Source organism: Chryseobacterium oleae, from assembly GCF_900115055.1.
GTDB classification, from domain to species: domain Bacteria; phylum Bacteroidota; class Bacteroidia; order Flavobacteriales; family Weeksellaceae; genus Chryseobacterium; species Chryseobacterium oleae.
In genome coordinates this window covers 764,720-788,560 of record NZ_FOVD01000002.1, presented here as the reverse complement: position 1 = coordinate 788,560, position 23,841 = coordinate 764,720, and the positions used below count along the sequence as shown (strand labels likewise).

The 23,841-nt window shown below is 38.8% G+C and carries 18 protein-coding genes; 2 read left to right on the top strand and 16 right to left on the bottom strand.

What is annotated here, in order from left to right; translation table 11 throughout:
• Positions 1 to 63 precede the first annotated feature (63 nt).
• On the top strand, positions 64 to 447 hold the full coding sequence (locus tag BM143_RS10560; protein ID WP_090024423.1) for a hypothetical protein: 384 nt from the start codon (positions 64 to 66) through the stop codon (positions 445 to 447).
• Between the two features lie 36 nt (positions 448 to 483).
• Here the strand turns inward: BM143_RS10560 and BM143_RS10555 are convergent, their stop codons facing one another.
• The 9 genes from BM143_RS10555 to BM143_RS10515 all read right to left on the bottom strand — a co-directional run bounded on the left by BM143_RS10555 (position 484) and on the right by BM143_RS10515 (position 10,490).
• Positions 484 to 1,449 carry a pepsin/retropepsin-like aspartic protease family protein gene (locus BM143_RS10555; protein ID WP_090024422.1) on the bottom strand — a complete coding sequence of 322 codons (966 nt, stop codon included), beginning with the start codon at positions 1,447 to 1,449 and terminating at the stop codon, positions 484 to 486.
• Positions 1,450 to 1,706: 257 nt separating this feature from the next.
• Entirely contained in the window at positions 1,707 to 3,236 is a 1,530-nt protein-coding gene (guaA, locus tag BM143_RS10550) for a glutamine-hydrolyzing GMP synthase (protein WP_034726244.1), read from the bottom strand.
• A gap of 158 nt (positions 3,237 to 3,394) precedes the next feature.
• Complete coding sequence (gene purD / locus BM143_RS10545; RefSeq protein WP_034726245.1) at positions 3,395 to 4,633, bottom strand: phosphoribosylamine--glycine ligase; 1,239 nt, start codon at positions 4,631 to 4,633, stop codon at positions 3,395 to 3,397.
• Positions 4,634 to 4,756: 123 nt separating this feature from the next.
• The gene (gene purH / locus BM143_RS10540) at positions 4,757 to 6,274 is read right to left on the bottom strand and encodes a bifunctional phosphoribosylaminoimidazolecarboxamide formyltransferase/IMP cyclohydrolase (RefSeq protein ID WP_047449042.1); all 1,518 of its coding nucleotides are present in this window, start codon (positions 6,272 to 6,274) and stop codon (positions 4,757 to 4,759) included.
• Between the two features lie 290 nt (positions 6,275 to 6,564).
• Positions 6,565 to 7,131 carry a phosphoribosylglycinamide formyltransferase gene (purN, locus tag BM143_RS10535; protein WP_034726246.1) on the bottom strand — a complete coding sequence of 189 codons (567 nt, stop codon included), beginning with the start codon at positions 7,129 to 7,131 and terminating at the stop codon, positions 6,565 to 6,567.
• 82 nt (positions 7,132 to 7,213) lie between these two features.
• On the bottom strand, positions 7,214 to 8,206 hold the full coding sequence (gene purM / locus BM143_RS10530; protein WP_090024421.1) for a phosphoribosylformylglycinamidine cyclo-ligase: 993 nt from the start codon (positions 8,204 to 8,206) through the stop codon (positions 7,214 to 7,216).
• A 262-nt stretch (positions 8,207 to 8,468) separates the two neighbouring features.
• A complete protein-coding gene (locus tag BM143_RS10525) occupies positions 8,469 to 9,020 on the bottom strand; it encodes an NADPH-dependent FMN reductase (RefSeq protein WP_090024420.1) in 552 nt (183 codons plus the stop codon).
• 37 nt (positions 9,021 to 9,057) lie between these two features.
• Positions 9,058 to 9,786, bottom strand: a complete 729-nt coding sequence (locus BM143_RS10520) for a pirin family protein (protein ID WP_090024419.1) — start codon at positions 9,784 to 9,786, stop codon at positions 9,058 to 9,060.
• A gap of 323 nt (positions 9,787 to 10,109) precedes the next feature.
• Positions 10,110 to 10,490: a winged helix-turn-helix transcriptional regulator gene (locus BM143_RS10515; RefSeq protein WP_090024477.1), complete on the bottom strand. Its 381-nt coding sequence runs from the start codon at positions 10,488 to 10,490 to the stop codon at positions 10,110 to 10,112.
• A 93-nt stretch (positions 10,491 to 10,583) separates the two neighbouring features.
• Here BM143_RS10515 and BM143_RS10510 point away from each other — a divergent pair, with 93 nt between their 5' ends.
• A complete protein-coding gene (locus BM143_RS10510; RefSeq protein ID WP_090024418.1) occupies positions 10,584 to 11,183 on the top strand; it encodes an FMN-dependent NADH-azoreductase in 600 nt (199 codons plus the stop codon).
• Positions 11,184 to 12,014: 831 nt separating this feature from the next.
• Here BM143_RS10510 and BM143_RS10505 read toward each other — a convergent pair.
• The 7 genes from BM143_RS10505 to BM143_RS10475 all read right to left on the bottom strand — a co-directional run bounded on the left by BM143_RS10505 (position 12,015) and on the right by BM143_RS10475 (position 23,689).
• On the bottom strand, positions 12,015 to 13,421 hold the full coding sequence (locus BM143_RS10505; protein WP_228430754.1) for an MFS transporter: 1,407 nt from the start codon (positions 13,419 to 13,421) through the stop codon (positions 12,015 to 12,017).
• On the bottom strand, positions 13,421 to 13,942 hold the full coding sequence (locus tag BM143_RS10500; protein ID WP_090024417.1) for a nuclear transport factor 2 family protein: 522 nt from the start codon (positions 13,940 to 13,942) through the stop codon (positions 13,421 to 13,423). The genes BM143_RS10505 and BM143_RS10500 overlap by 1 nt, the downstream gene beginning before the upstream one ends.
• A gap of 12 nt (positions 13,943 to 13,954) precedes the next feature.
• On the bottom strand, positions 13,955 to 15,817 hold the full coding sequence (locus BM143_RS10495; RefSeq protein ID WP_090024416.1) for a glycoside hydrolase family 13 protein: 1,863 nt from the start codon (positions 15,815 to 15,817) through the stop codon (positions 13,955 to 13,957).
• Between the two features lie 134 nt (positions 15,818 to 15,951).
• Positions 15,952 to 18,108, bottom strand: a complete 2,157-nt coding sequence (locus BM143_RS10490) for a glycoside hydrolase family 97 protein (RefSeq protein ID WP_090024415.1) — start codon at positions 18,106 to 18,108, stop codon at positions 15,952 to 15,954.
• A gap of 77 nt (positions 18,109 to 18,185) precedes the next feature.
• Complete coding sequence (locus tag BM143_RS10485; RefSeq protein WP_090024414.1) at positions 18,186 to 19,292, bottom strand: SusE domain-containing protein; 1,107 nt, start codon at positions 19,290 to 19,292, stop codon at positions 18,186 to 18,188.
• 20 nt (positions 19,293 to 19,312) lie between these two features.
• Positions 19,313 to 20,914, bottom strand: a complete 1,602-nt coding sequence (locus BM143_RS10480) for a RagB/SusD family nutrient uptake outer membrane protein (protein ID WP_090024413.1) — start codon at positions 20,912 to 20,914, stop codon at positions 19,313 to 19,315.
• Positions 20,915 to 20,926: 12 nt separating this feature from the next.
• Positions 20,927 to 23,689: a SusC/RagA family TonB-linked outer membrane protein gene (locus BM143_RS10475; protein WP_090024412.1), complete on the bottom strand. Its 2,763-nt coding sequence runs from the start codon at positions 23,687 to 23,689 to the stop codon at positions 20,927 to 20,929.
• Between the last annotated feature and the right edge of the window lie 152 nt (positions 23,690 to 23,841).

Below are 23,841 nucleotides of genomic sequence, written 5' to 3'. Positions count from 1 at the left end.
TGAAAAAATTTAACTTAAATCCTTAAAGGAAAGCAGTTCACAATCATTTAAATTAATTTAACAGTGGATATTACTCAAAACATACAGGAAGCAATCAACTCAAATACAAATTGGAAGCACTCTGATTTCGAATCAGTAGTAGATGCTTTGTCTTTGAATTATCATGTTGATATTGAAATAAATGCAGAAAAATTCGGCGTTTTAAGTTCAGAAGAAAAGATTATAGGATATGTTCATTTAAATTACCCGATCATCTTTTTAGAAAACACATATTCTCAACAAATAAAATCCATCTTAAGTAGCTATGATATACAGTATATTATGGTCAGTACGTTAGATGACCAGTGCTTATCAGTAGATCCGGAGATTTATAATACTTATTTTGATTACATGAGGGATTTAGACAATTTTTCTGCTGATGATTTTTACTTTTATAATGTAACCTAATGAAAAGGAAATTATGTAGTATTAATAAGTTCTATTTTAGTTCACTACCCCAAACTTCTTATTTTTAAAATCAAGGACAATAATATTATTGACAAAAAATGCATTTCCGGTGAGACCGTCTACATTCTCGGTGGTATTGAATTCCTGAAGTCTTTTGTTGTCATTATACCAGGCATAATCATTTTCCAGTTTTCTTTTTCCCAGATATACTTTTTCTTTGATCGGTCTTCCATAAAATTTCACTTTCTCACCCCAAGAATTGGCTATAATCGTATCTGTTTTAGCGGTTTGATCTACCAGTGAAGTCCAGAGTTCTTTATTGGTATTGATCGGAAATAAGCTGGCTCCGGTATCGAATAAAAACCAATGGGTTTTCCCTGCAATAGTCAGTGGAATATGGAGTCTGCCATTATTGGATTTGACATCTACAAACGTGGTCACTTTCTTCCAATGATTGTCCAAAGAATCAAGGACACACATTCTTTTGTTAGGATAATCGATGATCAGGATTTTATTATTAAAAACATCAGCGCCTAAAGTTCCGATATGTTTTGGTTTCTTCGTAAACAATGAATCTTTGGCGATTTTATCCCCGTAACCTTCTTTATAGAACAGATTATCTTTTGACAGTTTTCCTAAATGATAGATCAATCCTTTTGTCTTGTATACATTTTTCCCTCCGTTATCTGTAGATTTCGAACTTTCTATGAGGAAGTTCTTGATTTCACTTTCTTTGTAATAGCTGTCTATTGTATTTCCGTACACCAGAGTTGCATCGCTTCCAAGGTCGAATTGTAGAGTAAAATCAGCATTTAAATCATTCACTTTCACCGGAACGAGCATGGCTACTTTATCAAAATTCTTTCCTGAAATTTTCGCAGCATACCATGAAAAAGGAAACCAGGGATAGGTGTCAGCAGACGAAATGTTTTTATTGGAAGCTGTACAGCCCGTTAAAGCCCAGCTAAGGCCGATCATTATAAGCAGAAGTTTTATTTTCATTTTCCGGAATATGAGTTTGAGTCTTAAATGTATAATAATTCTGAAGATAAATAGTTTTTAATTTATTTTTTCTTTATCTACTGATCATAAACACCTTACAATATTAAACAGCGCATACTCAAACACACTTCGACTACGCTCAGTGTGACATCGCTGATAATAGACACAACAAATAGGAATATCATTTAACACTAACAAAAAATCCTGCTTATAAAGATATAAACAGGATTTTTTTATTTTAAAGAAGTAAAGTGAGATTATTCCCACTCAATCGTTGCAGGCGGCTTGCTTGAAATATCGTAAGCTACTCTGTTGATTCCTCTTACTTCGTTGATGATTCTGCTGGATACGGTATCCAAAAACTCGTATGGAAGTCTGCTCCACGTTGCCGTCATAAAGTCGATGGTGTTGGCAGAACGAACTACAGCCGTGTATTCATAAGTTCTCTCATCTCCCATTACTCCTACTGATTTTACAGGAAGAAGCACTACGAAAGCCTGAGATACTTTTTCGTAAAGGTCATTTTTGTATAATTCTTCAATGAAAATATCATCAGCTTCCTGAAGAATTTTCACTTTTTCAGCATCTACAGCGCCCAATACTCTGATCCCTAATCCAGGACCCGGGAAAGGGTGTCTGTGCACCAAATGATGCGGAATACCTAATTCCTCACCTACTTTTCTTACTTCATCCTTGAAAAGCTCTCTTAGCGGCTCTAACAATTCGAATTCCATATCTTCAGGAAGTCCTCCTACATTGTGGTGAGACTTGATCACTGCAGAGGGTCCGTTTACAGACTGGCTCTCGATAACGTCCGGATAAATGGTTCCCTGAGCTAAGAATTTAGCGCCTTCAATTTTATGGGATTCTTCATCAAAAACGTGAATAAATTCGTTTCCGATGATCTTTCTTTTTTGTTCCGGATCGTCTACTCCGGCCAGTTTTGAAAGGAATCTTTCTTTAGCATCAACCATTTTAATGTTCATATGGAAATGCTCTCCATAGTTGTCCATTACTTTCTGGCCTTCTTCTTTTCTCAATAAACCTGTATCCACGAAGATACATGTCAGCTGATCACCGATCGCTTTGTGAATTAAAACCGCCGCTACAGAAGAGTCAACTCCTCCTGAAAGACCCAGAATCACTCTGCTGTCTCCTACTTTTTCACGGATTTCTTCAACTGTTTTTTCGATATAGTTCGTCAGTTTCCAGTTTTTCTCAGCATCACAGATGGCAAAAACAAAGTTTTCAAGCATCTTTCCACCTTCTTCTGTATGAGAAACTTCCGGGTGGAACTGCACGCAATAGATTTTTCTGTCTTCATTGGAAATAGAAGCAATAACTCCTGATTTTGCGTTTAATTCAAAACCTGCAGGCAGTTCTCCTACTTCGTCAAAGTGACTCATCCATACGATAGAATTCTGAGTAACGCCTTTTAACAAAGCATTTTCTTTGATGATATCCAGGTGCGCTTTTCCGTACTCTCCTTTTTCCCCTTTGTTTACTTTTCCGCCTAAAAGATGAGCGGTAAGCTGCATTCCATAACAAATTCCCAGCACAGGAATCCCTTGCTCATACAGCTCTTTTTCTACCAGGTGAGCATTTTCTGCATTCACAGAACTTGGTCCACCGGAAAGGATGATTCCTTTTGGCTGTTTTGCTAAAATATCCTGTAAAGGTGTATTGAAAGGAAGGATTTCAGAATATACCCCCATCTCACGGATTCTTCTTCCGATAAGCTGGTTGTACTGTGATCCGAAATCTAATATGATAATACCGTTGTTCATTGTATAACTGATTGATTTGTTTGAAAGGATATCAGATGTCAGACATCAGATTTCAGACATGGACGTCTGGCATCTGAGATCTTGCATCTGGTATCTAATATTGACTGTGTTACAAAAAAAGACTTGGAAGCGTTCCAAATCTTTTTTCGTGATTTATTTTAAAACTTTCCGATGTCTTCTCTGTAGAATCCGTAATCGAAATGAATGTGGGCTGCATCTTCGTATACTTTTTTGCGGGCATCCTCGTAAGTAGCTCCGGTAGCCACCACGTTCAGAACTCGTCCGCCGTTGGAAACCACTTTGTCGCCTTTTCTTACGGCACCTGCATAAAGAAGTTTAGAATGTTTCAGTTTGTCTTCTCCTACAATTTCATATCCTGTTTCAATGTTTCTTGGGTAACCTCCAGAACACATTACAAGACATACTGCTTTTTCGTCTTTAAACTTAAGCTCGATATCTTTTCCATCCATACAATCCTGGATCACATCAAGAAGATTGTTTTCCATAAGTGCCATTAACACCTGAGTTTCCGGATCTCCGAATCTCATGTTGTACTCAAGAAGGTAAGTTCCGTTTTTAGTCACCATTAATCCAAAGAAAATGATTCCTTTAAAGCTGAATCCTTCTCCTTTAAGACCGTTAATGGTAGTTTCCAAGATATTTTTTTCAAAATCAGCGTAGTGCTCCTGCGTAAAATCAGGGCTTGGCGCTACAGATCCCATACCACCGGTATTGGGTCCTGTGTCACCGTTTCCGGCTTTTTTGTAATCTTTTGCAGCGATACATGGGAAAATCTTTTCACCGTTCGAGAATGCAATGATTGAAGCTTCAAAACCTTCTAAATATTCTTCAATAACCAGACGGATTCCGGCATCTCCATAAATTCTTCTGATCATGAAGTCGTGGATCGTAGCTTCAGCCTCTTCAAGGTTGTCACAAATCACAACTCCTTTTCCACCTGCCAATCCACTAGCCTTAACCACTAAAGGATACTGCTGTGTCTGAACATATTCTTTAGCATCATTGTATGAATCAAATACGACAGCCTTCGCTGTTTTGATATCATAGGTCTGCATAAATTTCTTAGAGAAAGCTTTACTTCCTTCCAGACTTGCTACTTTTTGGTTCGGACCGAAAACTTTAAGATCATGCTTTTTGAATTCATCCTTCAACCCCGCTACAAGAGGAGCCTCAGGACCTACGATGGTAAGATCTACCTTCTCCTTAATCGCGAAATCTCTCAGTTCTTTAATCTCTGATAAATGAACATTTTTTCCTATTACATCGGTGGTAGCATTACCGTTAGCAAAAAACATTTTAGAAATTCTTGGGTCATTCTGAAGCTTTGCTGCTAAAGCAGATTCTCTACCGCCTTCACCTATGATTAATATTCTCATACTTTATTTATTATCTAGTCTAATTTACAAATATATAATTTAAAATTAAAAAATTGAGGGATTAAAAGATTAAGAAATACCTCCAAAATCTCAATTTCTTAATTTCGAAATCTTTTAATTCTATCAATGTAAAAAGTGTCTAACTCCGGTAAACATCATTGGGATACCATGCTCATTGGCAGCTTCAATACTGTCCTGATCTTTTACACTTCCGCCTGGCTGGATGATGGCTTTGATACCTTCCTTGGCACAGAAATCTACTACGTCACGGAAAGGGAAAAATGCGTCAGAAGCTAAAACAAGATCTCCTGAGAATTTCTCTTTTGCTCTTTCGATGGCCTGTTCAGTAGCCCAGATTCTGTTGACCTGTCCACCACCGATTCCGAACGCCTGAATACCATTGGAAACAACAATAGCGTTTGATTTTACATACTTCACGACTCTCTGAGAGAAAAGAAGGGCTTTTTTCTGCTCTTCTGAAGGCTGCACATCAGTTACTACTTTGATATCGTCTGAGAAATGAGAGTCGTTATCCTGAACCAGGATTCCTCCGTCAATTTTCACCCATGTTTGCTTGTCAGAAACCGGGTTAACGATTTTTATAATTCTAAGATTTTTCTTTTTTCTTAAAACTTCAAGAGCTGCTTCATCAAAATCCGGAGCCATTACGATCTCAAGGAACGTTTTGTTCAGTTCTTCAGCCGTTGCTGCATCGATCTTGTAGTTCATTGCAACAATTCCGCCAAAGATAGAAATCGGGTCACATTCGAAAGTTTTCTGATAGGTTTCCAGTGCAGAAGTTCCGATGGCTACTCCACAAGGTGTAGAGTGCTTCACTGCGCAACATGCCATTTCTTCTTTGAACTCAGTCACTACTTTCCAACAAAGGTCCATATCACGAAGATTGTTGAAAGAAAGCTCTTTACCGCCAAGCTGTTCGAAATCTTTCATCGCACCGTTCTCAAACGTAGAAACGTAGTAAGCTGCGGTTTGGTGAGGGTTTTCTCCATATCTTAAATCAGATGCTTTTTTGTAAGAAGCATTCAGATACGTTGGATATTCTTCATCTAAAAGCATTCTTGAAATTGCCCCGTCATAAGCTGAAGTAAGGTTGAATACTTTTCCTGCCAGTTTTTTACGAGTTTCGATGTATGTATCCCCGTTCTGCTCCATTTCCAGTTTTACCGTTGCATAATCTTCCACATCGGTAATTACGGTAACAGAATCGAAATTCTTAGCCGCAGAACGAAGCATTGAAGGACCTCCGATATCGATAAATTCCACTTTCTCATGTAAAGAAATGTCTTTGTTTACATTTTCAAAGAAAGGGTAAAGGTTTACGATCACCATGTCAATCAGGTCAATTCCATGTTCCTGAACGGTTTTCATGTGCTCTTCATTGGAACGAACTGCCAAAAGACCTCCGTGAACTTTCGGGTGAAGGGTTTTTACTCTTCCATCCAGCATTTCAGGGAAATTGGTTACCTCATCGATCTGAATCGGATTTAAACCAGCGTCTTTCAAATGTTTGAACGTTCCTCCCGTAGAAATCAACTCATAATTCTGGGCTTCCAAGAACTGAGCGAATTCGATCAATCCGCTTTTGTCAGAAACACTGATTAAAACTCTCTTTTTACTCATTTTTACTTTTGATTTTTTTTCACATAGGATTGCATCCTATGTTTGATTTTTTTAGACATACGATTTCATCGTATGCTTGGCTAAATCGTCCCTTCGGGACTTTTACTTTCAATTTTTACTTTTTACAGTTATTTCAAACTGTAGCCCGGTCTTTCACCCCCGGACTTACTTTTATTTACTTAGATTTCTTTTTTAATGTAACAATGGATCAATGTAACAGTCTAGCAATGTAATAATGATCATAATTGGTACATTGGTACATTGGTACATTGTTATATTGGTACATTATTCTATTGATTTCCTAAAACCTTATTAATAGCCTTTGGAAATATTTCATATTCAATATGATGTACTTTTTCCGCAACGGTTTCAGGAGTATCTTCAGGGGTCACCTCAAATGATTTCTGAAGAATAGCTTCCCCTTCATCAATTCCCGGAGTTACAAAGTGTACGGTAGCTCCGCTTTCCTTTTCTTTAGCTTCAATAACGGCATTGTGAACGTGCATTCCCCACATTCCTTTTCCTCCGAATTTCGGAAGCAGTGCCGGGTGAATATTGATGATCTTTCCGGTCCAGTTCTCACAGAATTCAGGTTTCAGAATGGATAGGAATCCTGCCAATACGATAAGATCTGTATCTTTTGGAATTACATTCGCCAACTCACTGCTGAAATTCTTTCCTCTTGGGATCAGAATATGGTCTATGTTATGATTTTTTGCTCTTTCAAGTCCGTAACATTCTCTGTCTGCCACTACCAGTGATACTTTTGCATTCTGGATTTCTCCGCTGTCAATGGTATCTATGATTCTCTGCAGATTGGTGCCGGAACCTGAAACGAGTATAACTAAATTTTTCATGTGATAATAATATGATGATGTGATGATATGTTAATATGATGATAATTTTGCCTATCGGCTAAATCGTCGAATCATCAAATCATCAGATCGTCAAATCAATCTTCTCGCTTCCCTCTGTGATCTCTCCGATTTCGTAAGCATCGTCTAAAAGGTGCAATACTTTTTCAGCGTGGTCAGCATCAGCAACGATAATCATTCCAACTCCCATATTGAATGTTCCGTACATTTCTTCACGGGATACGCCACCTCTTTTTTCCAGTTCAAGCATTATGCTAGGAATTTTGATTTTGGCTGCATCGATAGAAGCACAAAGTCCTTCAGGAATAATTCTTGGTACATTTTCATAAAGACCACCTCCTGTAATGTGAGCGATACCGGAAACTTTTACTTCTTCCAATACCCTGTGAATGTCTTTATAATATAGTCTTGTAGGTACCAATAACGTTTCGTATAAAGGTTTTCCTTCAAATTCTTCTTCGAAGTTCGGGAATACTTTTCTTACCAGTGAAAACCCATTGGAGTGGAATCCTGAGCTAGGAAGGGCAATGATTTTATTTCCAGCCTTGATGGTAGAACCGTCAATGATCTGATCTTTTTCAACGATTCCTACACAGAATCCTGCAACATCATAATCTCCCGGCTGATACATTCCCGGCATTTCAGCAGTTTCACCACCAATCAATGCGCAGTTGTTGTCCTTACATGCTTTCACCATTCCAAGAACGATCTCAGCAGCAATTTCAGAATCCAGCTTTCCACAAGCCAGATAATCCAGGAAGAATAATGGCTTTGCACCGTGGCAAAGGATATCGTTGGCACACATTGCGAAACAGTCGACACCGATAGAATCGTATTGTTTGGTATCCAAAGCTACTTTAAGCTTCGTTCCTACACCGTCTGTTCCAGAAACCAGCACAGGATTTTTATATCCCCCGATCTCATAGAAAGCTCCAAAACTTCCCAAATGGTTCAATACATTTGAGTTGTGGGTCTCGCCTACTGCCTTTTTGATCTTGTCAACGGTTTTGTACCCTTCTTCTTTGTCTACGCCTGCTGATTTGTAAGTGTTGCTCATGTTACTTAGATTTTTAGATATTAGATTCTAGATTTCAGATTGACCTCAGAAGTCTTTTATCTTTTATATTTCAATTACTTTTTATTCAGATTTTAGAAAATAAAAAAGCCGACAATCTTGGTAGATTATCGGCCGTTATTTTATCTCAGAATTTCAGAGCCCACAGTTTTCCCTTTCTCTGAGAAACATTCTTTAAAAGTGGTCTGAAATTTCATCTTATTTCTTTTTGCAAAAATAGTAATTTTAAATTAATATTCAAATTCTATTTTTCAAGGATGGTTTCAATGGCTGCAATCTTCTTGATTTTTTCTTTTAATTCGCTGTCTTTCTCGCCGTTAGAAATCTTCTGTTCAGCTTTATCAAAGTTATCATTAAAGAAAGGAAGTGAGAAAGTTTCTACAATATTTCCTCCGTGGAAAGGGAAACGCTTCGATGCAGCCTCTAAAACTCCAGCTCCGCCTCTTCCTCCGGGAGACGTTGACATCAACAACATCGGTACTTCATTCCATACCGTTCTGTCTTTGATTCTCGATACCCAGTCGAATACATTTTTGAAGGCTGTAGAGTATGTTCCGTTGTGCTCAGGTAATGAAACCAAAAGGAGATTAGCTCCGTCGATTTTTGCTGCAAAATATTTTGCTTCCTGAGGAACTCCGCCTGCCAGTTCTCTTTCGTGCTTATAGATAGGCATTTCAAAAGGGTTCAGGTCTACTACCTCTACGTCTGCATTTTCAAATAAAGAGGATGCATAGGCTACTAACTGTCTGTTCATTGAAGCATCTGAATTGCTTCCTGCTATTGCTAAAACTTTCATTATTGTTTATCTGTTTAATGTTTTTGATTATTATCTACTATTTCAAATAAGCCGGCAAGTCCATCGGTACTTCCATCAATAAGATCTCAGCATCTTCTACGGCTTCGATATTAAAGCTTTGGGTGTCCCAGATTCCCAATCCATCTCTTTCGTTCAAGATTCTATCTCCTACTTTGGCGCTTCCTTTTAAAACAAAGGCGTATACTCCGTTTCCTTTTTTGTTGAGCATATAATTTTTGCCGTTTCCTGCTTTAAAATTAGCTAAATTAAACCATGCATCCTGATGAATCCAAACACCATCATCATTTTTATTGGGTGACAAAATCTGCTGGAATCCATTGATCTTTTCTCCTTCTTTAATGCTTTTCTGATCATATCTTGGTTCAACATTCAATTCTTTTGGAAAAACCCAGATCTGAAGAAATTTTACCGCTTCATCTTTATTTTTATTGTATTCGCTGTGCATTACCCCGGTTCCTGCGCTCATTACCTGGATTTCTCCTTTTTTGATAACGGCGGTAGTTCCCATTGAATCTTTATGTTCCAGATCACCTTCCAGAGGAATTGAAATAATTTCCATATCTCTGTGCGGATGTGTCCCGAATCCCATTCCCTGTGAAACGGTATCGTCGTTCAATACTCTCAGCACTCCAAAATTCGTTCTGTCCTTATTTTGATAGTTGGCAAAACTGAAAGTGTGGTAGCTGTTTAACCATCCGTGATCTGCGTGGCCTCTTGAATCTGCTTTATGATATACTGTTTTCATACTGTGATTATTTTATGGTACAAATGTAGGATATAGAGGTGTTTGAAAGTGTTGATGTAGGTTAAGAAAGGATTTTGGGGTAGTTTTTTGGACAAACGCAAAGGTGCAAGATTATTATTCTCCGGATATTTTTAAGGCACGAGGATTTATTATTATTCTAAGTTTTGGCTAAAGCCTTTATTGATTTGCTTAATTTGAAAGCGGGCTAAAGCCCGCTCCTATTGAATTTTATATTCAAATTGATCCTAATATTTCTGGAATGCATTATTTTTATCTCGCGCGGATTTTGCTGATTGAGCAGATTTGCCAATGTTAATGAGCATTTATTTAGATTTTTCAGGTTTTTCCGTTTCCGCGGGAGCTCCGAAGATGTGTTTACGGTGATTTTCTCCCCAGTCTTTTAAAGACTCTACAACGGGGTGTAAGGTCTTTGTATATTGTGTAGGACAATATTCAATGCTTACGGGATATGTATCTTTAACGATTCTTTCTACTAAACCGTTTTGTTCGAGTTCTTTTAATTCTTTGGCTAAAACTTTTGAGGTCAGCTTCGGAATGCTTCTTTCAATTTCTGTAAAACGTTTGTTTCCGGCGTTTAAAGAAATAATAATCTGCAATTTCCATTTGCCATTAATAACATCTAATGTATCACGAACCGGCTTTAATGCCTGCATACAATCTTTATGGTTGTGCTGTTTTTCCATTTTTTTCACTTTCCTTTAGGTAACTGCTATACTTTGGAAAGTAAATTTACAATAATTTTGTCAGTAATAAAAACGAAAAAAATTCAAAACAAAATGGCAAATATTTTAAATATCCAAACCAGCATCAGCGGAGAAAATTCTGTAAGCAATAAGCTTTCTCAAACTGTAATTAATCAGTTATTAGACAGAAATCCAAACAGTACGGTTGTTATCCGTGATCTTGCTTTGAACCCTATTCCTCATATGGAAATTCATCATTTCAGTGCCTCCAGAATTCCGGACGAAGAGAAGAATGATGAGCAAAAAGAAGCTTCAAAATATTCTGACGAAGCATTAAAAGAAATTCAGGAAGCTGATATTATTGTTATTGGAGTTCCCTTTTACAACTTCACTTTTCCGTCCACTTTAAAATCATGGATCGACAGTATTGCTGTTGCCGGAAAAACATTCTCTTATGCCGACGGGACGCCAAAAGGTCTTCTGCAAAACAAGAAATTATATTTAAATATCGCCGTTGGTGGGATTTATGAAAACGGACTTATTGAGAATATGGAGCATTATTTAAAGACATTATTCGGTTTCATTGGGATTACGGATGTAGAAGTTTTCAAATCTCAGGGCATGATGGTTCCTCAGCTGAAAGATGAGAATTTCTCGAAGACGGTGGCGGAAATTGAAACGGTTTTGGCGTAAGTACGTTTTAATTGTTAAGATATTAAGTTTGACTTGGAGTCAATTAAAAAAAGGCTGTCTCATTTTTGGGGCGGCTTTTTAGTGGTTTTCGCACCTTGTATTTGTTGGAAAACGCAATGACGCAAGTTTTTTTATTCTTCTGTTGTAAGGCGCAAGGATTTTATCTGAGATAAAATTGATTGAGGATATCAATTAGTTTTGATCTGTATTATTTTTTTTAGTTCTCGCAGATCTGGCAGATGGAGCAGATACTTTTAAAAGTGGACATTTACGTTAGCTGTAAAATACGGGTAAGAATATATTGAATCAAATTAGCCGGATATTTTAAGTTTTGGCTAAAGCCTTAATGCGTGTGGTTCATTAAAAAAGCGGGCTAAAACCCGCTCCTATTGAATTCTATCGTGATCAATTTTTAATAATGCCATTCGAGGTTTCCTTTCTGTTCTTGTGTTTTAAGGTGCGAGAATGCTATCAAGGATTACATTGATTGGGGGTATAAATTAGTTTTGAGATGTATTATTTTTCTACCTCTCGCGGATCTGGCAGATGGAGCAGATTTTTAAAATGGGAGTATTTACGTTGGCCCTAAAATAGAAATGAAAATATATTGAATCAAATTAGACGGATATTTTAAATTTTGGCTAAAGCCTTAATGAATATGGTTCATTAAAAAAGCGGGCTAAAGCCCGCTCCTATTGAATTCTATCGCGATCAATTTTCAATAATCTCATTCGGGTTCTCCGCTCTTCCATCTTCCCACTTCCCACTTCTAACTTCTAATTTCTAACTTCTAACTTCTAACTTCTAACTTCTAATCTCTACCTTCTCTCCCTAAAAATGCACCTGCTTAATCTCTCCCTCAATTTCCTTCGGTGTTTCGTCTTCAGATTTTACGAAAATCATGGTGACAACAGCACCGATCAGCATGCATACACCTCCTACTACAATATAATCTATCGCGCGGTTTCCGAAGAAGTTGCTTACAATAGGGCCTCCAAATAATCCATTGATGATTTGCGGAACAACGATAAAGAAATTGAATATTCCCATATACACACCCATTTTCCGCTGAGGAATCACTTCAATAAGCATTGCGTAAGGCATAGCAAGGATACTCGCCCACGCAAATCCCAATCCTATCATGGAGATCCATAAAAGGTTCGTATCTTTAATAAAATACATGGAAATAAGACCTAAACCTCCACATAGAAGCGCCAACGCATGGGTTTGCTTCTTTCCTATCATTTTCGCAATCGGGGTTAATAAAAACGCAAACGGTATAGCCCACAGATTATACATTCCGAATAATTTTCCGGTTAAATCTCCCGCATTATTGAAAGCTTTGGAGTGGGTATCTTCCGGGGAAAGTCCGAAATGATGAGTGGCCAGGGCACTTGTGGTGAATACCCACATGGTGAATAAGGCGAACCATGAGAAGAACTGCACGGCACCCAATTTTTTCATTTGTGAAGGAATTCCTGCAAAATCTTTAAAAATATCCGCGAATTTTGAAGGTTCCTGCGGAGCTTCTTTTCCGTCCTCAAAAGCAGCAAATTCTTCCGGAGAATACTCTTTAGTGGTAAAAACAGTATACAATATCGTCAGTAATAATATCCCCGCTCCCACATAAAAGGAGTAAATTACATTATTGGCAACAAAACCCTCTGGTGCTTCATTGGAAACTCCCATCGAGGTCAGTATTCCCGGAATATACGATCCTACCACTGCTCCGATCCCAATCAGAATAGTCTGCACCGAAAATCCAAGTGTTCCCTGATGTTTTGGGAGCATATCTCCTACCAAAGCCCTGAAGGGTTCCATAGCAATATTAACGGAAGCATCCATCATCGCCAGAAATAGCACAGCTAACAACAATGCATTAGCTGCAAAAAGATGAGTGACTGTGGCTGCATTGGGAAGAAGAACCAGCCCAAGTGCACATAAAACAGCTCCAATTAAAAAATATGGTTTTCTTCTGCCCAAAGGACTCCAGGTATTGTCTCCCATGTGCCCGATGATCGGTTGTACGATAAGTCCGGTAACGGGTGCTACCAGCCAGAACCATGACAGCTCATGAACATCGGCACCTAAATTGGCCAGAATCCTGCTCGCATTTCCGTTCTGCAGCCCGAAAGCCATCTGTATTCCCAAAAAACCCATGCTCATGTTAATGATCTGAGGCATGGAAAGATTCGGTTTTATTCTTCCTGAAGAAGTTTTCTGTGCAGAATTCATCATTATTTTTTCAGTTCTTTGATTAAGACATCCTCAATGGCTGCTTTTTCTACAACCACCTTATCCACGACATCATTAGGAACCGTTACGGAAAGTACGTACTGCTTCACTTTCCAGCTTCCGTTTATTTTTTCGACAACACCTGAACCTCTGCAGATTTTCATCTGAGTATCCAGAATCTCATCAAACCATGCCAGTTTTCCGTCTTTGCTGAAATAGATATTTCTTTTAAGAGAAGTGAAATTCCAGGTTTTCTTTTTATCAAAATAAGGTTTTGCCCACACCATAAAGGCTTTTTTGTCCCAAACTTCCGTAGCATCGGTTCCGATGAATGTAGATTCGTCTGCGAAATAATTGAAATAGGCGTCAAAATCTGATTTTGCAGCAGCGGTATTGAAGCCATCCAGCATAATTCCTATGGCTGCTTTATCTTTGTCAAATTTAGAACTGTTGGATTGGGCATTCATCCCTGTAAAAGCAAGTAAAAAAAGCACCAGTGTGCAGATAAATGTTATTTTTTTCATTGTATAATTAATTTAGTTTTGGAGTTCAATTATCATAGGCGTTTTTGCAGGTACTGACAGGCTGTTTTCCATAGAGAATACCTTTTCTGAAATGACATCTTTCCCTTTCGTCACCCCATTCAGTGATTCTGCAAAACGTTTTAAGTCTAACGTCTGATCTTTTTCATTATTGTTGATGATGACCATTACATTTTCTTTATCATCATATCTAAAATACACAAAAACGCCGTCCTGAGGAACGTAATTTTTAGTTTTTCCATGATGAATCACTTCTTTTCCTTTTCTCCAGTTCAATAATTTCCGGGTAAACTGGTAAAATTCCTTTTGTTCAGGAGTCTGTGAAGAAGGATTGAATGCATTATTTGAATCCGACTTCCATCCGCCCGGAAAATCTCTCCGGATGTCTGCATCACCGCCTTTGGTCTTATCTCCTCTCATGCCAATTTCTGATCCGTAGTAAATCTGTGGAATACCTCTTACCGTAGAAATCATGGTCATTGCCATTTGGTAGGCTTTCGGATCACCATTGAAGATTTCATTCCATCTTTCAGTGTCATGGTTTTCAAAAAAAACGAGGAGATTATTGATGTCCGGATACAGGAAATCGCTGGTAAAAACATTGTAGAGTTTAACCATTCCGGTGTCCCAGCCTTCTTTTTCTTTAAGGGCTTTCGGCATGTCGGCGAAGAGCATAAAATCCATCACGGAAGGCAGATTGGAATTGTAGCCTGCAGCTTCTCCTGTTTTGGAATTTTTCTGCCATGCCGAGATCTGTCCCGCGGTGTACAGCCATGTTTCTCCTACAATATTGAATTTCGGATATTCGTCGGTAATAGCTTTTGCCCAAGTGGCCATAGCTTCTTTATCGTTGTAAGGATACGTGTCTACGCGCAAACCGCCCAGATCGGCATATTCTATCCACCAGATGGCATTTTGGGTGAGGTATTTTAAGACTAACGGATTCTTTTGATTGATGTCGGGCATTGTAGTATCAAACCAGCCATCCAGCGCGTATTTCTTATCAATTTCTGAGGCATTGGTATCAAACTGCGTGGTTGTCTTATAATTGGAACGGTAAAATCCGTTTTTCCCTTCATCAAACCAATGGATCCAGTCTTTTGAAGGCAAATCTTTGATCAGCCAGTGAGATACTCCCCAATGATTGGTCACGTAATCCATGACCAGCTTCATGTTTCGTTTGTTCAGTTTTTGTGAAAGCTCGCGATAGTCTTCATTGGTTCCATAGCGTCCATCAATTTTATACAGATCAGTCTGTGCATATCCGTGATAGGAATATACTTTTTCATTGTCTTCATTCACGGGTGTCAACCAGACAGATGTTGCTCCAAGGTTTTGAATATAGTCAAGGTTATTGATAATTCCGCGAAGATCGCCACCATGTCTTCCGTTTGGTAAGCTGCGATCATTTTTTTCGATGAGATCGGGTCTGGAATCATTCTTTTCATCACCATTGGCAAAACGGTCCGGCATGATGAGATACATGACATCTTTTGAAGTAAAAGATTCACGGTTTGCTGATCCGGCAGCTCTCTGTTTAAGCTCATAATCGTAAGAGCTTATATTGTTCTTTCCTTTTTTAATATTGATTTTAAACTTCGGAACGTTGATTTCGTTGGTATTAACCGTAATAAAGACATAGTTTGGATTTTCAACTTTTTTTACGTCTTTTATCTGAATACCATCGGAAAGTTCGATATCATTTTGTGCAATACCTTTTCCATAGACCAGAATCTGAAGTTCAGGATTTTTCATTCCTTTCCACCAGAAGGCAGGCTCCACCTTTTCTAAAGGCTTGGTCTGCGAAAAAGCTGCAGAGGCTATTAAAAGTGCGATTACTGCATAGATTTTTTTCATGATTCGAAATCTGATTTCAATTTAATATTATATTTTGAAAAACATGGTCAATTGGGTTCAATAAAAAAATTAATGCCCCGAATCATTTTCCTAAGACAGAATGAGCCGGGGCATAATTTATATCAATTTACCTCTTAATTCACAGGCTTAACAGAAACTGCGAAACCGCCGCTTCTTGCCATTTTGAAATTCAATTTGGATTTGCTGGTGATCTGTTTTTTGTAGATGTTATAGCTTTGAGGATTGTCGATGTAATCTGCATCTTTTCCATCTTCGTAAACGGTTACCTCATATTTTTTTCCTTTATCCAGGAAAGAGAAGTCTACGGTGTATTCCCGCTTATTTTCATCGGTGATCCCCCCTACAAACCAGTTTTCCGTTCCTTTTGCTTTTCTGGCCGTGATGACATAATCTCCCGGCTCAGCGGAAAGAATCTTGGTATCATCCCAGTCTGCTGCCACATCCTTGATGAACTGGAAGGCATCCATATGCTTTTTGTAGTTCTCAGGAAGGTCGGCGGCCATCTGAAGAGGCATGTACATCGTTACATATAATGCCAACTGCTTTGCCAGTGTGGTTTTAACGAAACGCGTGTCACCCGGGAAATAATAATCCAGTTTGGTCTGGAAAATCCCCGGCGTGTAGTCCATAGATCCGCCCATCCATCTTGTGAAAGGAAGGACAGTCTGGTGATCGGGTTTGTTTCCTCCGAATGCTTCGTACTCGGTTCCTCTGGCTGCTTCTGCCGAAATATAGTTCGGGTAGGTACGGCTTTCTCCTGTAGGACGTACGGATTCATGGGAATTGACCATGATTTTATACTGGTTTGCTTTTTCTGCAATTCTGTAATAATGGTTAATTGTCCATTGGGAATAGTGATGCTCTCCTCTTGGAATAATGTCGCCTACATAACCTGTTTTCACGGCATCATAACCGTATTTATTCATCAGTTCAAAAGCTTTATCCGCCCATCTTTCGTAGTTGGTTGCAGAACCTGAGGTTTCATGGTGCATGATCAGCTTAATCCCTTTTGAATGGGCATAATCGTTCAGCATTTTAATATCAAAATCCGGGTACGGCGTAATGAAATCGAAAACAAATTCTTTGGAATGACCGAACCAGTCTTCCCAACCTACATTCCAGCCTTCAATGAGTAATCCCTGGAACCCGTTTTCAGCAGCGAAATCGATGTATTCTTTAACTTTTGTATTGTTGGCAGCGTGTTTTCCATTCGGCGTAAGCTTTGAAAAATTGGTTTTATCCAAATGAACATTTTCTGCTGTGGAATAAGCCCACTGGGATTTCCCGATGATCATTTCCCACCAGACTCCCATGTATTTTGTGGGGTGAATATAGGATGTGTCGGTATATTTTGTAGGTTCATTCAGGTTAAAAATCATTTTGGATTCCATCACTTCTTCTGCTTTCGGAGAAACGATAATGGTTCTCCAAGGCGTCACAGATGGGGTCTGAATATATCCTTTTGCTCCCTGTCTGTCAGCAGTAAGATGTGTTTTGAATTTAAAATTCTGAGCATCCACCTCAAGATGAGAAGCCGGATAATCCAAAACGGCTGCTTCCGCTACGTTCACATACAAAGGCTCTTTACCTTCTTTCTTAAGCATCAACGGAGACTGAACTGCATTTTTCACCAATCTTTGTGAAGCATTGGCATCGAATGCTTTGTCCCATTTGGCAGGAATTTCGGAAATTTTTGTTTCCTGGTATTGATATTCCTGTGAATCATAATCTGCAACCATCCACCAGGCTTTCATATCCGTTGGGAAGTCGATTTCAGAGTCTTCTTCTCTGATGACGAAATAGTTCAGATTTTTCTGTTGTGGGAATTCATATCTGAATCCAAGACCGTCATTGAACAGTCTGAACTTTACAACGATACTTCTGCTTGTAGAAGCCTGATCCAGCGTAACGGCCAGCTCGTTATAATGATTGATATAATTTTTCTTTTCACCCAGAACCGGCTGCCAGGTTTCGTTTTTGGAATCACGTTTTTCATCTGTTTTCGTGAATCCGTTGTTCAGATCAAATTTGGCATCGTCCGGTTTTGCAATTTCAGACGCAAATTTGATGGCTGAGTCTTTAAATAATCTTAATCCTAACTTAGAATCTTCTACCACCACAGCTCCGTTGTACTTCAAATTGTAATAAGGAACTCCTTCTTTAAGCTGAAAGTTCATTTCAAACTTTCCATCCGGTGATTTCAAAGACTGTGCTTTCACACCCACGAACATCATTGAGAGCAGCATGGCTCCAACTGTAATTTTCTTCATAATGACTATTTATAACCTTAAAAATAGATAAAGTGCTGCGGTAAAGCAACACTTTACTATATAATTCATCTTAATTATTATTGTGGTTGAATACTGTAAATCCCTAATTTCAGATCTACAGAAATCTTATAATTCCCTCCGTTTCCGTTAAATGTAATATTTCCATTACTTCCTTTAGGAGCCAGATAGCCTGTGTTGCCATCTCCTGCGAGATTTCCCCAGTCAAGTTCTCCAAAACTCAGCTGACCGATGAATTTAAACTGAGATCCGGCCGGAAGTGCAATGATATGCTCAAACTTACCGTCACCTTTATTAGCCATCGCAATAGCCGTTGGAGCGCTCCACGAGTTCACCGTACCTACCAGATATAAGTTGGCTGGATTCCAGACAGCGATCGGAGATGGAGATACTGTGATTGATTTTTGTGCAGCTTCTGCATCAATGACAATTTTATACATTCCGGTAGTTCCGTTAAACTTAATATTTTCCGCCGGCGCCGCCGATAAGTTGGAAGACCAGGTTTTAAAATATCTGTTTGCGGCATTCATTCCGGCAAAGTCTAAACTGTAATTAAGCGGATTCCAGTCTTTCTGCCCCAGGAATCTGAATGTTTTAGAACCTTCCAGATAAGTGTATATGGTAGAAATATTCTCGTTTTTATACAATAACTGGGCAGTTCCCGCATTCCAACCTACAACAGATGCTTCTCCTACAAGGTAAAAAGAAGGATAAGTCGTAAGGTATGGCGTAACCTTCATTGAAATCACATTGGAATAAGATACCGCGTTTCCTACGGAAGCCTTCATTCTCACTTCAATATTTTCTGCAACTTCAGGAAGAAATCCTGCATCGATAATAATTTTATTAAAATCTTTTACGGTATAGGTTGCAGATAAGTCTGTAGCAGTTATATCCGTACTTTTAGCATCTTTAAAGCCTGTTCCTGCTTTTGCTACTTCCAACGCATTATTATTTACTACAGCAAGATTAAATTCCGGATTGGTCCAGGTAAATTTTACGGCTTTATCATTTTCATTGATCTTAAGCATGACCAATGTGGTGGCATCTGCTGTTAAGGTAGGATTTTTCTTCACCTCTAGCACTGCCTTATCTTCATCCTTCTCGCAGGAAACCATGAGTATTCCGATGAAAACCGCAGCTAATATTTTGAATAGATTTTTCATTTTTTAACGGTATTTAAAGGTTAGTAACCAGGATTCTGGATCAGGTTAGGATTCGCTACAATATCTCTGTTCGGAATAGGGAAAAGGTTTCTGAAGCTTTCTACTGCTTTACCTTCTTTAACATTTCCTTTCCAAGGCCATAAATAATCCGCTGTCGTATATCTATTGAAACGGATAAGATCTGATCTTCTGGTTGTTTCCCATGACAGTTCTCTTGCTCTTTCATCTAAAATGAAATTCAGGTTGATAGAAGTTACGTTTCCGTTGGTATTCCCGTAAGCACGCTCTCTCAGTTGATTAACGTAAGTAACCGCAGTTGCAACACTTCCACCGGTACCACCTCTAAGAACAGCTTCCGCATACATCAGGTAAATATCTGCCAGACGGTACAAAGGAATATCGGCTTCTACCCAATTCTTATGAGCTCCTTCTGCGCCGTTGCTTTTAATATTTTTAAACTTGATAAATGCATATCCATCGGTAAAAACACCCAGATTATTAATTTCCAGATTCTGCCCTGAAGTAAAGAATCTACCTCTTTTATCACTTCCATCGGCAGGAAACAAACCTACGAATGCCTTTGTCGTTCTTAAACCACCCCATCCGCCATTGACACCAAAGTCGGAAGCCTTCATATCGCCGCCTATTGCAGCATGAACCAGATAAGTAGTTCCACCGTTAGTCTGGGTATTGATTCCGTCAAAATTGACACTGAGAATCTGTTCAGGATTATTGATATTGTTATCCGCTAGGAATAATTCGTCATACTTTGGTTTTAAAGAATAGCCTGCTGCAATTACTTTGTTACAGTACGTGATACAGTCTGTGTTTCTCTGTGTTCCCGTATATACTTCCGCATTCAGATATAACTTGGCAAGCAATGACCAGGCTGCGGCTTTGTCTGCTCTTCCATATTCATTGGTTTTAGGGTCTTTTAGTTCACCGGCTACTGCGAGTAGTTCAGACTCAATAAAGTTAAACAATGCTTTTCTCTCAATCCTCTGTGGAGGAGTAAGAGATCCCGGCACGTAAGTTTCGTCCACAAAAGGAACATTTCCAAACATATCGATGGCGTGATAATAAGACTGTGCTCTCAGGAAGCGGGCTTCTGTTCTCATCAGTTTAGCCTGCGCAAGATTGTCTCCGGTAATATTATTTTCTGCTAATTTTGCATCGGTCACATTCCTTAAAAACTCATTACAGAAAGCAATCTCCGTATATACTCTGTAGTACATCGCTGCTATAAATTCGTTGGAAGAATCCCAGGTCATTTTATGAAGTGTGTGAAGGTTTCCGTCATTCCAGCCGATGACAGCTTCATCCGTAGTCAGTACATTCAGATTGTACAGCAATCTTGTGTATTGTGAAAATCCTCCATTGATTCCGTTGATATCGCTATCCGGCTGATCACCGTCACCACTGATCTGCCCTCCCATGGCAAAGCCTCCATACAGTTTTGCAAGAATATTTTTATAGTTTGAAAAATCTTTATAAATTGTTTTTGCAGTAGCGTCCGTAATAGGCTCTCTTTCCAGATCATTGACACATGACGCTGCCGTCAGTAGAAATGCAGCAGAAAGAGGCAGTACTATATTTTTAAGTTTGATTGTATTTAGTTTCATCTCAGTTGTTATTTAAAATTGAAAGTTAAAGCCTAAAGAATAGATTCTTGGCATCTGATAATATCCGTTATCTATTCCCCCAAAAACTTCAGGATCTACTCCTGTATATTTCGTAATCACGAAAACGTTCTGAGCCATACCATATACTTTCAGGTTGCTTCCTTTAGAAAAAACTTCCCCGAAATTATAGCCAATATTAATATTATCCAATCTTAAGAAGGATGCATTCTCTACATAAATATCGGATTTATACTGAGGTACGGAAAATTTATATTCCGGAGCTGTGGAGAATACATTCTGAAGATAGTCGTTGGTAGAGGCAGACTGCAGAGAACTGTTGGATGCCATATTGTTATAAACATAGTTTCCTAATACTGCTCTTGCGCTAAGGGCAAAATCCCAGTTTTTATGAGAAACCTTGGTAGAAAACCCTAAAATAGCATCCGGAGTTGTGGATTTGTAATAATACATATCCTTTGTATTCATTACCCCATCTCCGTTTCTGTCTACATAGGCTCCGTCCACAGGTTTTCCGTTAGCGTCATACACCTGCTGATATACCCAGAATGCGTTGGGAGCATAGCCTACCGCATGAGCCTGGATCCTGTTCCCTGAACCTCCTTCAATACCTCCTACTTCCATATTGAAATATTGATCAGCTCTGTCTTTTAGCTTAGTAATTTCCGGTTTATAATGGGTAGCATTAAAACTTACTTCCCAAGTTGTTTTTTCGTTTTTAACAGGAATGACCGTAATACTTCCTTCAATTCCCTGATTCTTCATATCCCCCACATTCTGCCAGCTTGCATTGCTTAAACCTCCTGCCGGTTCATCAGCATAGACTAATAAATCTTTGGTATCTTTTCTGAAAAGGTCAATAGATCCGGTAATTCTGTTTTTAGCAAAACCATAATCTAAACCGATGTTCTTTGTCGTGGTGGTTTCCCAGGTAAGATTTGGATTATAGTTCGTGGGTCTGAACATGAAATAGAATTCATTTCCAAACTGATATCCTGCTCCGGGATAACTTGGATTGTAAGAAGCAAAGGCAGGATAGTTATTGGGTTTATTCCCATTAACTCCCAGTGCAGGAAGTTCCTGCTGACCTGTTTTCCCCCATCCCGCTCTCAGTTTCAATGTACTGATTGATGAAATATTTTTGATGAAAGTTTCCTCGTTAAGCTTCCAGGCTAAAGAAACCCCTGGAAAGACACCCCATACATTATCTTTCGTTCCGTTAAAGAACCTGGAAGAACCGTCTCTACGTACAGATCCTGAAATAATGTATTTGTTGGCTACCGTAAAAATGGCCCTCCCATAGAAGGATACCAATGTGTTTTGTGTTTTAAAATCCAAATCCGGGGGCAGTGTAGTCCCGTTTCCTCTATAAGTAACAGCTCCCGGAATATTCATACGGAAATCCTGATAAGCGTACCCAGCTGTGATATCTACTCCAGTATTGATGGCACTTATGTTTTTCACATAGTTAAAATAAGTTTCCAAAAGCTTGTTATTCTTCTCCATTGAATAGAAGTTTGAGCTGCCTTGGTCTTCAAAGCCCGACCTGTAATTGCCATCCTTAAATTTATGCCCTTCACTTTTTGTATAATCGTATCCGGCATTTACGTTAAAATGCAGGTCCGGAAGGAAGTGAAATTTATAATCTAACTGGATATTTCCCAATCCTCTGATCACCGATGATACATCTCTTACCCCTTCAATCATTCCCAGCGGATTTGAATTGGCATTGGCGTTAAATCCGGTTGCTGCTCCTGCATCCAGCCACTCATAATAACCTCCGTATTTGGAGTTTCCTGAATATACAGGCTGTGTAGGATCAAAATAGGTAGCCGCTTTAATCACTCCACCATCTACAAAACGGTTATCTGTAAAGGTTCCTTTGGCATTCACATTCACAGATAAATGATTGTCAAAGAATTTAGGACTTAAGTTTAAGCCTACTGAACTTCTCCGGAATGAGTTTGATTTTACAATACCATTCTGCTCGTTATAGCCTAATGATAAACGGTAAGGCAATCCTTTAATACCGCCTGAAAAAGCTACATTATTATCTGTTCCCCAAGCTGCCTGATAAATCTGGTCCTGCCAGTTGGTATCTGCATTTCCAAGTTTAGTTTTATAGCTGGCCGGTGCATACGTATTCACGAAGTCTCTGAACTCCTGCGCTGTCAGTACATCTACATTGCCCATTTTGGTGGAAACAGAAGTCACGGTAGAAAAATTAAGCTTGAATTTTCCTGACGTTCCTTTTTTGGTAGTGATCAAAATAACCCCATTGGAGGCCCTGTTACCGTAAATCGCGGTAGCAGACGCATCTTTCAGGATGTCAAATGTTTCAATATCATTGGGATTGATTAATGATAAAGGATCAGAAACACCGTTCATTCCAACAAAATCCTGCGGAACGCCGTCAATTACAATCAATGGAGAGTTTTCCCCGCTCAAAGAAGAAGTACCTCTGATTCTGATCTTGGTTCCTGACCCGGGAGCACCACTGTTGTTGGTGATCTGTACCCCAGGCGTTTTACCCTGAATCAGTTGTCCTGCAGAAACGGCTCCTCCGTTGAAGTCTTTTGCACTCACCGAAGTAATGGAACCTGTAAGGTCAGATTTTTTCTGCTTTCCATATCCGATCAGTACCACCTCTTCGATCTTTTTCTCCTTAGTGAGAGAGTCTTGGGTCTGTGCATGTATTACTGAACTGGCCAGTAAAAAGGCCGGCGCAATTTTTAATACCGTTGTAAAATTTTTCACAATATCGTTTTTTAGTTTCGTTTTAAAAAGCTGTGTTAACAGTTTTGCAATTTATAAAAAAAATAGAATTACCATAATATTATTGAAAATTTAGATAATTTTATGTAAATTGTTTGACTATTTAAAATTAAATACCTGTTTTTCACCAAATT